We start from the raw sequence: 13,496 nt of genomic DNA on the forward strand, positions 1-13,496 counted from the left end.
ATGCCCATCTGGACCCTGCACGGAAACGGCCGCACCGTCGCGCCCGGCCAGGTCGTCGGCCCCGACGAGCGCCTGAGCTGGCCGGCCACGATCGCGGTGGGCGTGCAGCACGTCATCGCGATGTTCGGTGCGACCTTTCTGGTGCCGGTGCTGACCGGCTTCCCCGTATCGACCACACTGCTCTTCTCGGGGATCGGCACACTGCTGTTCCTCGTGATCACGAAGAACAAGCTGCCCAGCTACCTCGGCTCGTCCTTCGCATTCATCGCGCCGGTGACCGCGGCGACCGCCACCGCGGGGATGGGTTCGGCCCTCGCGGGCATCGTCGCGGTGGGACTGCTGCTCGTGGTCGTCGGGGTGATCGTGCAGATCGCCGGTCTCGGCTGGATCGACAGGCTCATGCCGCCCGTCGTGTCGGGCTCGATCGTCGCCCTGATCGGGTTCAACCTCGCGCCGGTCGCCTGGTCGAACTTCAGAGAGGCTCCGCTCACCGGCACCGTCACCCTGAGCGCCGTCATCCTGTTCAGCGTGCTGTTCCGAGGATTCCTCGGTCGCATCTCGATCTTCCTGGGCGTCATCGTCGGGTACGCGTTTGCCGCGATGGTGGGCGAACTCGACTTCTCGTCGGTTGCGGATGCCTCGTGGGTGGGCCTCCCCGAGTTCCACGTGGCCGACCTCACCAGCCCCGGCACGTGGGGCGTCATCGCGATGTTCCTGCCCGTCGTCCTCGTGCTGATCGCCGAGAACGTGGGGCATGTCCGGGGGGTCGCGACGATGACCGGCACGGCCGTCAACGCGCAGACCGGTCGCGCGCTCATCGCCGACGGCGTGGCGACGACCCTCGCCGGTGGTTTCGGCGGATCGGGGACGACGACGTACGGCGAGAACATCGGCGTGATGGCCGCGACCCGCGTCTACTCGACGGCCGCCTACTGGGTCGCGGGCGTCACGGCGGTGCTGCTGAGCCTGTCGCCGAAGGTCGGGGCCGTGTTCAACACCATCCCGATGGGCGTCCTCGGAGGGGTGACCACCGCCCTGTACGGACTCATCGGCATCATCGGCATCAAGATCTGGGTGGACAACCGCGTCGATTTCTCCCGCCCGGTCAACCAGTACACGGGGGCGGTGGCGCTCGTGATCGCCATCGCCGGCTTCACGATGCAGTGGGGCGACTTCCAGCTCGGCGCGATCGTCATCGGCGCAGCATCCGCCCTCCTCATCTACCACCTCGGCAACCTGATCGCCCGGTGGCGCCGAACCGGCGCCGACGACGGCGGCCCGCTGCCGGTCATCGGCCCGCTCGGCGGGGATCCGACCTAGGGACGCACGCAGATCGTGCATCCGCGGGGTGCGGGCGCGGGTCAGCAGGAATCGCGCTCGATGAGCGTCGTCGCGAGCTCGGTGACGTGCGGCGGCGAGCCGCCGGCGAGCAGTTCGAGCAGCACCGTCGCCATCTGCTCGCCCTGCTCGTGCGACGGCTGGCGGACGGTGGTCAGCGCCGGTGTGACGGAGGTCGCCACCGGGGAGTCGTCGAAGCCGATGATCGCGATGTCATCGGGCACCCTCAGGCGCGCGGCATGCAGGACCTCCAGCACGCCGCGGGCCATCAGGTCGCTCGCCACGAAGATCGCGTCGGGCAGCTCGATGCCACTCGCAAGGATGCGGCGCATCGCGGCGGAACCCCCCAACGTCGTGAACTCGCCGTCCTCGACCGTGACGGGGCTGAGCCCCGCGGCCGCAAGCGCATCACGGTAGCCCTCGAGACGGTCGATGCCCGCGGGCATCGTCTCGGGCCCCGAGATCATGGCGATGCGGCGGTGGCCCTTCGCGATCAGATGAGCCGTGGCATCCCGACCGCCCTGCACATTGTCGACGTCGACGTAGTACGCACCCTCGCGGTCACGTACGGGCCGTCCGCCGTAGACCACCGGCACGGACTGCGCGATGCGGTCGATGAAGGTGTCGCTCGTGTGGTGGGAGACGATGACCGCGCCGTCGATGCTGCCGCCGCGCACGTAGCTCGTCGTCTTGTCGCCCGCGTCATCGCTGGCGATGAAGAGGTTGAGCACGTAGTCCGACCGTGACAGCCGCGCGTTGATGCCCGAGACGATGGCCGCGAAGAACGGGTCTCCGAAGAACCGGGTGGTGTCTTCCGGCACGATCAGCGCGATCGCGTGCGTCTGCCTGCTCGCGAGCGAGCGCGCAGCACGGTTGGGCACGTAGCTGAGATCGGCGATGGCCCTGCGCACGGCATCGAGGGCGGTCGGGCTGACCGCCGTCGACCCGTTCACCACGCGCGACACGGTCGACCGCGAGACGCCCGCCGCCGCCGCGACCTCTTCGATCGTCGCCGGACCGGTGGCGGGTGTCCGCACCGCGTCGGTCGTCATCTCGTTTCCGTCCCGCGGCTCTACTGCGGGGTCGCGGCGAGGTCGAGGGCGCGCGCGGAGATGACGTCACGGTAGGCGCGACCGCTGTCCTTGAGCGTGCGCGCCTGCGTGTCGTAGTCGACCCGGACGATGCCGAAGCGCTTCTCGTACCCCCACGCCCACTCGAAGTTGTCCATGAGCGACCAGTAGAAGTAGCCGCGGACGTCCACGCCGGCGTCGATCGCGTCGAGGATCGCGCCGAGGTGCACGCGCAGGAAGTCCGCGCGGTCGGCGTCGTGGACGCGCGGCTCGCCGTCCTCCTGCACGAGCACGTCGTCGTAGGCGGCGCCGTTCTCGGTCACGAAGATCGAGGTGCCCGCGGGCACGGCGTACTCCTCCGACACCCGGCGCAGCAGACGGGTGAGACCCTCGGGTTGCACGTCCCAGAACATCGACGTCTGCGGCAGACCGCGGTCGTGCCAGTACACGTCCTCCAGGGCGGGGAAGGGAGAGCCGCCGACGCGATCGGTCGGTGCGTCACCGCTGCGGGGCTCGGTGGGGGCGGGCGTGGCTCCGACGAGCTCGCCGTGGTAGTAGTTCACCCCGAGGGCGTCGATGCGGGTCGCGATGGTCTGGAGGTCGCCCGGGAGCACCGCGGCCTCGAAGGTCTCGGCGGCCGACGGGTTGAGCCGGCGGATGTCGTCGAGCACATCGGCGGGGTACTCGCCGTCGAACACGGGGCCGAGGAACCATCTGTTGAAGCGCCCGTCGATCTTGGCCGCGGCGGCGACGTCGGCGGGATCCGCCGGGTCGACCGGGTCGGCGACGGTGAGGTTCAGGGTGATGCCCAGCTCGAGCGAGCTGTCGCGGGCGCGCAGTTCTCGCACCGCCTGCCCGTGACCGAGCAGGAGGTGGTGCGACGCGAGCATCCCTTCGACCTCGCTGTAGTGACCGGGTGCGTGCAGCCCCGCGGTGTAGGAGAGGAACGACGAGCACCACGGCTCGTTGAGCGTCGTCCAGACCTTCACACGGTCGCCCAGGGCGTCGTGCATGTCGAGCGCGTACTCGGTGAAGCGGTCCGCCGTCTCGCGCACGGTCCAGCCGCCGCGCTCCTCGAGGGCCTGCGGAAGGTCCCAGTGGTAGAGCGTCAGCCACGGGAGGATGTCGGCGTCGAGCAGTTCGTCGACGAGACGCTTGTAGAAGTCCACGCCTGCGGGGTTGACCGGCCCGCCGTCGGGACGCACGCGCGACCACGACGTCGAGAAGCGGTACGTCTGCAGGCCCATGCTCTTCATCAGCGCCACATCATCGCCGTAGCGGTGGTAGTGGTCGCACGCGACGTCGCCGTTGTCGGCGTTGATGACCGCTCCCGGTACGCGGCTGAACGCGTCCCAGATCGAGTCGCGGCGGCCGCCCTCGTGCGCGGCGCCCTCGATCTGATACGCGGCCGTGGCCGCGCCGAAGAGGAACGAGTTCGGGAATTCTCGGGGTGCGGATGCCACGGCGGGGGTGGTCCTTTCGGAAAAGCTGCGGGTCGAAGGCGAGGTGATGGTCATCCCTTCACAGCGCCCGCCATGATACCGCTCACAAGTTGCTTGCCCACGAAGACGAACAGCAGCAGGAGCGGGATCGTGGCCAGCAGCACGCCGGCCAGCACGATCGAATAGTCCACGAAGTAGTTCGACTGCAGCAGCGACAGAGCGACCGGGAGGGTCGGATTCTGCCGGTCGAGCACGATGAACGGCCAGAAGAAGTTGTTCCACGCGGTGACGAAGGTGAAGAGGCCGAGCATGGCGGCCGCGGGCCGCGCGGCCGTGACACCGATGGTCCAGAACGTGCGGAACGAGCTCGCCCCGTCCACCCGGGCTGCCTCGATCAGCTCGTCGGGAACAGCCTGCTGCATGTACTGCGTCATCCAGAAGACGCCGAACGCGCTCGTGAGGGCGGGGATGATGATCGCGCCGATCTGGCCGGTCCAGCCGATGTTGCTGAACAGGATGTAGAGCGGCACGACGCCGAGCTGCATGGGCACGGCCATCGTGGCGACCACGAACACCAGCATCCACTTGCTGCCCTTGAACCGCAGCTTGGCGAACGCCCACCCGGCGAGTGTGGAGAAGAACACCACGGAGATGGCGATCAGGGCGGAGCTGTAGATCGAGTTCCACAGCGCCTGCCAGAAGTTCACCGCCGGGTCGTTCATGACTCTCGCGGCGTTCTCGATGAAGTTGCCACCGGGCAGCCACGACATATTGGGGTCGCGAATCGTGTACGCGTCGCCCGAGCCGATGAGGAACGACCAGTAGAACGGGAAGAGGGCGGCGGCGAGCACCACTCCCAGGCAGGCGTAGACGAACCACCCCGGTCGCGAGCCCCGGACGGGTCGCGCCTTCGCGCGCCGACCTCCGCGTGGGGCGGGCTCCGTGATCGCCCGGTCTCGGATGACGATCGGTGCGTTGTCGACGGCGCTCATCGCTGGCCCTTCTCTCGCTGCTGTGATTCGGCTTGGACGCGGCGTCGGGCGGCGCGGGCGGCGGCGCGCTGATCACGGCGCGAGACGGCTCCGCGTGCGCCGTCGTCGCGCACCAGTCCTCGTGTGACGAGCAGGTTGATCAACCCGATCGCGATGATGATGAGGAAGAGGATCCACGCGAGGGCCGCGGCGCGACCGAAGTTCCACTCGCCCCAGCCGATGTCGTAGAGCCACAGGGTGATCGTGAGCCACTGCGAGTTGGCGCCGCCCGTGCCGGTCTGGTCGTACATGCGCGGTTCGTCGAAGATCTGCAGGCCGCCGATCGTCGAGGTGATGATGACGAAGATCAGGGTGGGACGCAGGCTCGGGACTGTGATCGACAGGAACTGCCGGAACTTGTTCGCGCCGTCGATCGCCGCAGCCTCGTAGTAGTCGCGCGGGATCGCCTGCATGGCCGCCAGCAGGATGAGCGTGTTGTAGCCCGTCCAGCGGAAGTTGACCATCGTGGCGATCGCGATGTGGCTGGCGAAGGCGTTCGAGTGCCAGGGGACGGCCGGGATGCCGATGTAGCCGAGGTAGGTGTTGATGATTCCGTAGCGGTCGCCGAACATGTTGCTGAAGATGAGGGCGACGGCGACGGGGGCCATCACGTAGGGGAGGAGGACTCCCATGCGCCAGAAGGTCTTGGCGCGGATGTTCTGGTCGAGCATGGCCGCGATGAAGACGGCCAGCAGCAGCTGCGGAACCGTGGACAGCAGGAAGATGCTGAACGTGTTGCGCAGGGCGATCCAGAACTTGGGGTTGTTCAGCACGTACGCGTACTGGTCGAAACCGATGAACGTGCCCGTGCCGCGGATGAGATCCCAGTCCATGAACGAGATCACCGCGGTGTACGCGATCGGGAACAGGCCGGTGACGATGAAGAGGAGGAAGAACGGCGAGACGTAGAGGTACGGGGCGACCTTGAGGTCCCACGCGCTCATCCTCGAGCCGAACCCGATGCGCTTGGGCTCGCGGGGCGGGCGATCCTCATCGGATGCCGCGGCCCGCGTCGTGCGCGGGCTCTGGGGGGTCCTGATCGTCGTGGTCACGACTCTCCTCGTTTCACTGCTCTGGGTAGGTGGGGTCAGCACGCCCGATCGTCGGGCGAGCGAGGTGGGACCGGGGGTGCCGGTCGTCGAGCGAGCGAAGCGAGACGCCCGGGGGGATGCCGCGGCCACCAGGGTGGCCGCGGCATCCGCACCTGCTACTTGAGGGCGTCGACCTCAGAGGACCACTGGTCCCACGAGGTGGTCGCGTCCTGCGTTCCGTCTTCGACGCGCGTCAGGGCCTTCTGCATCGCATCGTTGATCTGGAAGTAGAACTCGCCCTTGAACGGCGACACCGTCACGGCGTTGGCGCGGTCCGTGAGGATCTGGCCGACCGGGGCGTTGTTGAAGAACTCGTTCGTCGCGTCGAGCAGCGTCGAGTCGGTGAGGGCGTCGTTCTGGCTGGGGAAGGTGCCCGCCGACGAGAACGCCTTGATCTGCTGCTCGGGAGCGGTCAGCCAGTCGGCCAGCTCCTGAGCCGCCGCGACGTGCGCGCCGTTGCCCGGGACGGTCAGGTACGAACCGCCCCAGTTGCCGCCGCCGCCGGGGAACACGTTGGCGATGTCCCACGTGGTGACGTCCTTGGCGTTGCCCGAGATGACACCGAGCATCCAGCCGGGGCAGAGCATCGTGGCGAAGGCGCCGTTCGCCAGGCCCGCGTTCCAGTCGTCCGACCACTGGGCGAGGTGCGCGGACTGCGTCTTGCTGGCGTCGAGCACCTGGGTGTAGATGTCCTTGACGTCGGGGTTGGTGGTCGCCGTGATGTCGCCGGAGTCCGGGTCTTCGTAGGCCGCGTCGACCTGATTGATCATGCCCTGGTAGGTGCCGCCGGCGGAGTCGAAGAACGCCTTGCCGGTGGCGGCCGTGTACTGCGCGCCGACCTCGAAGTATTTCGACCAGTCACCCTCGAGCAGAGCGGCGACCGACTCGCGGTCGGTCGGCAGCCCGGCTGCGGCGAAGAGGTCGGACCGGTAGCAGACGCCCTCGGGTCCGATGTCGGTGCCGTAGCCGATCAGGTTGCCGGCGGGGTCGGTGGCGGCGGCCGTCTTCCAGTCGAGCCAGCGGTCCTTGAGATCGGCGGGCACCGGTGCCAGCAGGTCGGAGTACTGCATGACCTCGGGCAGCCAGTCGACCTCGATCGCCTCGATGTCGGCGAGGCCGGTCTTGCCGAGCTTCTGGAAGTAGTTGGCGCGGGCGTCGTTGGACGTCGCGGCCTTGTTGTGGACGATCGTCACGTTCGGGTGCGAGTCCATGTACTCCTGGAACAGCTCGTCGGTGTACCCGAAGTCGTTGAACGTGGCCACCGTGAGGGTGACCTTCTCGTTCGGGTCGGCGCTGGCGGCAGCGCCGCCACCGCCCGTGGAGCAGCCCGCCAGGACGAGGGCGGAGATGGACGCGGCGGCCGTGATGATCGCGGTACGCCGCAGTGCGCGTGAATTCACGTGTCACTCCTTTGTGGTGTGGGTGTTGCTGGTGTGGGTGTTGCTGGTGTGGGTGTTGCTGGTGTGGGTGTTGCTGGTGTGGGTGTTGCTGGTGTGGGTGGTGCTGGTGTGGGTGGTGCTGGTGGTCGTGCGGTGGTGGGTCGTGCCGTGGTGCTGCTCTTCGGTCGTGCGGGTGTGGTCGTACGGGTGCGGATCGGCCCCGTCCAGGGCCTGCGCCCGCACGGAAGGGTCGAAAGTGAACGAGCCCGCTCCCCCTCCGTCAGGCCGACGTCTCTTGTCGGTCCGGATTCCGTGGGAGCGCTCTCACCGAACGGTCAGAACGTTACGGGAGCGCTCCCACGACGTCAAGAGAGCGCTCCCATGATGTGATAACGATCCGGTCACGGCGTTCGCGTCCCCCCGGGCGGTGCGTGCGCCGCGAAGCCGGGCCGACCGACCGAGACGGGGAGGCCGGCCACGCGCCGGGTGCTCGGCGGCCGCGGAGGCGGAGCCGTAGACTGGGGTGGACCCCTGCCCGCGACATCCGGAGCTGCTCAATGCCCACCATCGTCGTCGACGTCATGCCCAAGGCCGAGCTTCTAGACCCGCAGGGGAAGGCCGTCGCCGGCGCTCTCGCACGGCTCGGGATCGAGGAGTTCACTAGCGTCCGCATCGGGAAGCGCTTCGAGCTCACCGTCGAGGGCGAGGTCGGCGAAGACGTGCTCGCCAAGGCGCGGGAGATCGCCGACGAGATCCTCTCGAACGCCGTGATTGAAGACGTGGTCGGCGTCGAGGTCGTGGCGTGACCGCACGCGTCGGGGTCATCACCTTCCCCGGCTCTCTCGACGACCGTGACGCGCAGCGGGCGATCCGCGTGGCCGGCGGCGAACCGGTGGCGCTCTGGCACGGCTCCCACGACCTCGAAGGTGTCGACGCTCTCGTGCTGCCCGGGGGCTTCAGCTACGGCGACTACCTGCGCGCCGGGGCGATCGCCGCGCTCGCGCCCATCATGAACGAGGTTCGGACCGCCGCCGACGCGGGCATGCCCGTGCTCGGCATCTGCAACGGCTTCCAGATGCTCGTCGAGGCTCACCTCCTGCCCGGCGGACTCATCCGCAACGCCTCGCAGCAGTTCATCCGTCGCGACCAGCGCCTGCGCGTCGAGAACGCGTCGACGGCCTGGACGTCGCATTTCGAGGAGGGGCAGGAGATCGTCATCCCCCTCAAGAACGCCGACGGCGGATACATCGCGGATGCCGCGACCCTCGAGCGCATCAACGGCGAGGGTCTCGTCGCCTTCCGCTACCTGGGCGTCAATCCGAACGGTTCGCTGGACGACATCGCCGGACTCACGAACGAGCGCGGCAACGTGGTCGGTCTCATGCCGCACCCCGAGCATGCGGTGGAAGAGGGTTTCGGTCCCGACACGACCGCGGCCATGCGCTCGGGCACCGACGGGATCGCGTTCTTCACGTCTGCGATCGCGTCGCTCGTCTCCTCCGCCGCCTGACCGATCCCGGGCGAGGGAACCCCTCCGCCTGCGGGTAGCGTGAACGGGTGACCTCCCGCTACGTCGTGACCGTGCCCACCGCCGAACTCGCCGACGACCTGCAGCCGATCGCTGCGGACGTCGACGTCGTGGTCTGGTCGATGGATGCTGCGGCCCCGCGCGACCGCATCGACATCGTCGTGCCGCCCTACATGAGCATGGGCAAGGTCTTCCCGCTGCTCGAGGGCGTCGAGGTCGGGTTCGTGCAGGGTCAGTCCATCGGCTACGAGGGCATCGCCGACCTGCTGCCCGACGGCCTCGCCTTCGCGAACGCGACGAGCGTCCACGAGACCTCGACGGCGGAACTCGCCGTCGCGCTCGCCCTGGCGGCGCAGCGCCATCTTCCCGCCTACGTCCGCGCCCAGGACGAGCACCGCTGGGCACAGGACTTCGCCGACAGTCTTGCCGACCGGCGGGTGCTGCTGCTCGGCTACGGCGGTGTCGGAAAAGCGATCGCGGCACGTCTGGCCGGCTTCGAGGTGAAGATCACCGCGGTCGCGAGTCGGGCGCGGGTCGAGCACGGGGTCGCCGTGCACGCGATCGATGAGCTGCCCGCGCTGCTCGGCGCGACCGACGTCGTCATCGCCAGCCTGCCGGGCGGCGAAGAGACGCGCCACATCATCGATGACGCTGCGCTCGCGGCGCTTCCCGACGGCGCACTCGTGGTGAACGTCGGGCGCGGACCCCTCATCGACACGGACGCCCTCGTCGATCACGTTCGCCGGGGTCGCATCCGCGCCGCACTCGATGTCACGGACCCCGAACCGCTCCCCGAGGACCACCCGCTGTGGGCGCTTCCCGGTGTGCTCATCGCTCCCCACGTCGGCGGCGCCACCAGCGCGATGCGTCCGCGCATCGCGAAGCTGGTCCGCACCCAGATCGAGCGGCTGGTCGCGGGCGAGCCCCCGTTGAACATCGTCATCGACAAGCGCCACTGAGGCGCCGGCCGGCTCACGGCACCAGGATCACCTTTCCGTTCAGCGTCCTCGACTCGGCGAGCTCCATCGCGGCGACGATCTCGCTCAGCGGGTAGCGGGCGGCGATGTTCGCGGTGAGGACGCCGTCACGCAGCAGTGCGAACACTTGTCCGAGGTCCTCCTCGAGGTGCCGGCGGAATCGCGCCGGACGCGTCCGGTGACCCGCCCACAGGTTGTAGAACGTCGCCTTCCTGCCGTTGGGGAGCACGCTCCACCACAGGGCCTGCCCGATCGCCTTCGTGAACGGGACCCACATGGCGCCGCCGTCGCTCAGTGCACTGATGATCGAGTAGGTCACGAGGACTCCACCCGGCGCCAGCAGCTTCCAGGCGGTGCGCGTCATGTCGCCGCCGATGTTGTCGAAGACCGCGTCCACTCCGCCGGGCGCGATCTCGCGCACACGATCGGCGAGCCGGGGATCGGCGTAGTCGACCGGGATCACCCCGCCGGCGCGCAGCGCGTCGTGATGACGAGGCGAGGCCGCGCCGATGATGCGCACACCGTGGTGGTGCGCGAGCTGGATGAGGATGCCGCCGACACCGCCGTTCGCTCCGAACACGAGGATCGTCTGCCCGGGTCGCACGTGCGCGATCCGGTGCAGCATCTGCCACGCGGTCACCCCGTTCACCACGACGGTCTCGGCGTCCTCGGGCGCGATCCCCTCCGGGACGAGAACGCTGTCGCGGCCCTCGACCACGACATGACCCGCCCATGCACCGGTCTTGGTCATCGTGGCCACCCGTCGTCCCCGCATCGCTTCGTCCGCTCCCGGGCCGACGTCGACCACGCGCCCCACGAGGTCGTACCCCGGTGTGAACGGGAAGGCCGGCTGCCCGTAGTAGCGGCCGCGCCGCATCATCTGCTCGGCGAAGGAGATACCCGTCGCCTCGAGCTCGACGAGAAGCTGCCCGGCGCCGGGCGCGGGTATCGGTGCGGTCGTCACTTCGAGCCCCGACGGCGCGACGACCCCGGGGAGGACGACGCGCACGGTCTCGCGGGCGGGTGCTGGTGTGTTCATGAGATGCTCCGTTCATTTGTGAGTGACTGAACAGTCACTTCGTTGGGGAAAAAGAATCCCGCGATGGGCGCGGGCTCGAGGTGGATCCGGGGAGGGCTCGGTGTCGGCTCAGAGGTGATCGATACCGTTGTCGACGATCCGTGCCCAGGCGGCGTCGACATCGCCGATCCCCGCCTGGACGATGAGGTGGCACAGCTGGCCGTAGGCGAGGAACCGCTGGACGGATGCCGCATCCGCCCCGGTCTCGCGCGTCACCGCGGTGACGATGCGACCGATCCCCCGACGGACGGCGTCGCGGATCTCGGGCACGTCGCACGCGCTCTGGGCGTGCACCTGGAGCGCGATGAGGCTCTGATCGCGGATGAGCGCCACGTAGGCGTCCGACATCGCGTCGAGCCTGGCCGCTGCATGCGCGCCGGGATCTTCGACGGCCTCCGCCCCGGCGATCAGCGCCGCCGTTACACGGTCGTAGCAGTCGTCGACGGCGGCTACGAAAAGCCCGAGCTTCCCGTCGAACAGCCGGAACACGTAGGCCGTGGACACCTTCGCGGCGTCAGCGACATCGGCGACCGGTGTGGCCCGATAGCCGGCGCGTGCGAACGTGTCCACCGCGCAGGCGATGATGCGCACGCGCTGCTCGTCCGCCGTGGAGCGGACGCTCGACCGCCTGCTCCGGCCGGCCACGGTGGGTGATGCACTCATGTGACTGAGTGAACAGTAACTATTCACCGATGTCAAGGCGCGCTGCAGATCACCCACCGCGAACGACGTTCCGTCAGCGGTGGTCGACGTCTGCGCCCGACCAGAGATCGGCGCACTCCACCTCGACGACCCCGCGTGCGCTCATCGCCGCGCGGGCACCGCGATCGCCGTGCAGCTCGCCGATGAGCTCGGGCACCCGATCCGCGCCGATCAGCACCGGATGCCCCGGCCGTCCCCCATAGACGGCCTGCACCAGGCCGACCCGCACGCGGCCCTCCTCCGCTGCCGCTGCGATCACACGGGACACCGCGCGCGGCGGGGCGTCGGGGGTGTCGACCGGGGTGACCACCACGGCGTCCACGCCGCGTGCTGCCTTGACCAAGCCCGCGCGCAGCGTCGCGCCCAGCCCCTCGGCCCAGTCCTCCACGATCAGGATCGACGCGTCCGACGGGACGAGGGACCGCGCCTCGTCGGCACCGGCGCCGAGAGCGATGAGGACGTCCGCGCAGCCGCCGGATCGCAGCATCCGGGTCGCGATCTCCAGCCAGGAACTCCCGCTGTCGGAGCAGGCGAGCGCCTTCGGCCCGCCGAATCTGACGCCGGCCCCCGCGGCGAGCACGAGTCCGCGGATGCGAGGGGGCGCCATGGTCACGTCAGCGTAGCGCCCGGGTAACACGAGCGCATTAGCGTTGTCACCATGCTCGAACTGGCCGAGGCGATCCTGCCGCGACTGCGGGCCGGGGAACGCGTCGCCATCGTGACGGTGACCCGCGTCGCCCGCAGCGCCCCGCGCGGCGTGGGCTCGTCGATGGCCGTGACCGAGACGCGCGAGGTGATCGGGGCGATATCGGGCGGCTGCGTCGAAGGCGATGCCGTCGCCCTGGCCGTGCAGGCACTGCGGTCCGGTCGGGCGCAGACGGCGAGTTTCGGCTTCTCCGACGAGACGGCGCACGCCGCGGGCCTCGCCTGCGGCGGCGCCGTCGATGTGGTCGCGTGGGTGGTCGCACCGGACGATGACGAAGTGGTCGCCCTGCTCGAACGGGCGTCCGCCGGGCGTCCGACGACCGTCGGGCTGATCACCCGGGGCCCCTCGGCGGGCCTGCTCTGCACACCCCGGTCACTCCGCGAGAGCGGCGACCTCGAGGTGGCGGACGCGCTCGCACTCGCCGAGACGGTGGCCGACACCCGACTGCTGGCGTTCGCTCCGGATGCCGCGATCCTCGCCCTCTCGCGCGCTCCACGCCCGAGGCTCATCGTTCTGGGAGCCGGCGAGCACGCCGCCGCTCTCTGTCGGATCGGCGCGGCCTCCGGCTTCGCGGTGACGGTGTGCGACGCATGGGAGCTGCTGGTGACGCCCGATCGATTCCCGGAGGCGACCGAGCTCGTCGTCGCGCTGCCCCACGAGTACCTCGCGACGACCGAGGTCGACGCGAGGACGGCGGTGTGCGTGCTCACCCACGATGAACGCCTCGACGTACCCGCGCTCGAGGTCGCGCTGCGCCTGCCCGTCGCGTTCGTCGGCGCGATGGGCGCCCGCCGCACCGTCGCACGACGTGCGGCACTCCTGCGGGCCGCGGGCCTCACCGACGGTGAGTTGGAACGCCTGCATTCCCCGCTCGGACTCGATCTCGGCGGTGCCACCGTGCAGGAGAGCGCGATCGCCGCGCTGGCGGAGATCGTCGCGGCCCGACACGGCGGCTCGGGCGTGCCGTTGAGGACGATGTCGGGTCCGATCCACCGATCGGAATCGGGTACCGGGGCCGGTGCGGCTGTAACAGTGGCGCAATGTCTGCCTGATAGCGTCACGGCACTGCGTGTCCCATCACCATGATCCTGCGCGACCCCCGTCGGTCCGCGATCAGCGGTCAGGGCGGGGACTGCGGCGATATCCGTCGTCTC

At 69.3% G+C, this 13,496-nt stretch carries 14 protein-coding genes; 5 read left to right on the top strand and 9 right to left on the bottom strand.

The annotated features are described in order from the left end of the window. On the top strand, positions 1–1,320 hold the full coding sequence (locus ACFXOO_RS10210; protein ID WP_378842466.1) for a uracil-xanthine permease family protein: 1,320 nt from the start codon (positions 1–3) through the stop codon (positions 1,318–1,320). Positions 1,321–1,361: 41 nt separating this feature from the next. Here ACFXOO_RS10210 and ACFXOO_RS10215 read toward each other — a convergent pair whose 3' ends face one another. From ACFXOO_RS10215 to ACFXOO_RS10240, 6 genes are all read right to left on the bottom strand, one after another. Further along, positions 1,362–2,390 (bottom strand): LacI family DNA-binding transcriptional regulator, encoded by a 1,029-nt coding sequence (locus ACFXOO_RS10215; protein WP_394563457.1) that lies wholly within the window; start codon positions 2,388–2,390, stop codon positions 1,362–1,364. Positions 2,391–2,410: 20 nt separating this feature from the next. Next, positions 2,411–3,925 (bottom strand): glycoside hydrolase family 1 protein, encoded by a 1,515-nt coding sequence (locus ACFXOO_RS10220; protein ID WP_378842460.1) that lies wholly within the window; start codon positions 3,923–3,925, stop codon positions 2,411–2,413. After that, complete coding sequence (locus ACFXOO_RS10225; RefSeq protein WP_378842458.1) at positions 3,922–4,842, bottom strand: carbohydrate ABC transporter permease; 921 nt, start codon at positions 4,840–4,842, stop codon at positions 3,922–3,924. The genes ACFXOO_RS10220 and ACFXOO_RS10225 overlap by 4 nt, the downstream gene beginning before the upstream one ends. Further along, on the bottom strand, positions 4,839–5,933 hold the full coding sequence (locus ACFXOO_RS10230; RefSeq protein WP_378842456.1) for a carbohydrate ABC transporter permease: 1,095 nt from the start codon (positions 5,931–5,933) through the stop codon (positions 4,839–4,841). Before ACFXOO_RS10230 ends, ACFXOO_RS10225 begins: the two co-directional genes overlap by 4 nt. A gap of 155 nt (positions 5,934–6,088) precedes the next feature. Next, positions 6,089–7,372 (bottom strand): ABC transporter substrate-binding protein, encoded by a 1,284-nt coding sequence (locus ACFXOO_RS10235; RefSeq protein WP_378842454.1) that lies wholly within the window; start codon positions 7,370–7,372, stop codon positions 6,089–6,091. 3 nt (positions 7,373–7,375) lie between these two features. Continuing rightward, a complete protein-coding gene (locus tag ACFXOO_RS10240; RefSeq protein WP_394563458.1) occupies positions 7,376–7,594 on the bottom strand; it encodes a hypothetical protein in 219 nt (72 codons plus the stop codon). A gap of 314 nt (positions 7,595–7,908) precedes the next feature. Between ACFXOO_RS10240 and purS the strand changes: the two genes are divergently transcribed. The 3 genes from purS to ACFXOO_RS10255 are packed head-to-tail and all read left to right on the top strand — an operon-like array spanning position 7,909 to position 9,838. Continuing rightward, complete coding sequence (gene purS / locus ACFXOO_RS10245) at positions 7,909–8,157, top strand: phosphoribosylformylglycinamidine synthase subunit PurS (protein ID WP_378842450.1); 249 nt, start codon at positions 7,909–7,911, stop codon at positions 8,155–8,157. After that, positions 8,154–8,861, top strand: coding sequence for a phosphoribosylformylglycinamidine synthase subunit PurQ (purQ, locus tag ACFXOO_RS10250; protein WP_378842448.1), 708 nt, complete (start codon positions 8,154–8,156; stop codon positions 8,859–8,861). Before purS ends, purQ begins: the two co-directional genes overlap by 4 nt. A 47-nt stretch (positions 8,862–8,908) precedes the next feature. Beyond that, positions 8,909–9,838 (top strand): 2-hydroxyacid dehydrogenase, encoded by a 930-nt coding sequence (locus ACFXOO_RS10255; protein ID WP_378842446.1) that lies wholly within the window; start codon positions 8,909–8,911, stop codon positions 9,836–9,838. A gap of 13 nt (positions 9,839–9,851) precedes the next feature. Here ACFXOO_RS10255 and ACFXOO_RS10260 read toward each other — a convergent pair whose 3' ends face one another. The 3 genes from ACFXOO_RS10260 to ACFXOO_RS10270 all read right to left on the bottom strand — a co-directional run bounded on the left by ACFXOO_RS10260 (position 9,852) and on the right by ACFXOO_RS10270 (position 12,243). Beyond that, entirely contained in the window at positions 9,852–10,895 is a 1,044-nt protein-coding gene (locus ACFXOO_RS10260; RefSeq protein WP_378842444.1) for a medium chain dehydrogenase/reductase family protein, read from the bottom strand. 108 nt (positions 10,896–11,003) lie between these two features. Next, the gene (locus ACFXOO_RS10265; RefSeq protein ID WP_378842442.1) at positions 11,004–11,597 is read right to left on the bottom strand and encodes a TetR/AcrR family transcriptional regulator; all 594 of its coding nucleotides are present in this window, start codon (positions 11,595–11,597) and stop codon (positions 11,004–11,006) included. Between the two features lie 73 nt (positions 11,598–11,670). Then, entirely contained in the window at positions 11,671–12,243 is a 573-nt protein-coding gene (locus ACFXOO_RS10270; protein ID WP_378842441.1) for an NTP transferase domain-containing protein, read from the bottom strand. Positions 12,244–12,294: 51 nt separating this feature from the next. Here ACFXOO_RS10270 and ACFXOO_RS10275 point away from each other — a divergent pair, with 51 nt between their 5' ends. Continuing rightward, on the top strand, positions 12,295–13,428 hold the full coding sequence (locus ACFXOO_RS10275; protein WP_394563459.1) for an XdhC family protein: 1,134 nt from the start codon (positions 12,295–12,297) through the stop codon (positions 13,426–13,428). The last annotated feature ends 68 nt before the right edge of the window (positions 13,429–13,496 follow it).

The organism is Microbacterium sp. P03, from assembly GCF_043556235.1.
GTDB lineage: Bacteria > Actinomycetota > Actinomycetes > Actinomycetales > Microbacteriaceae > Microbacterium.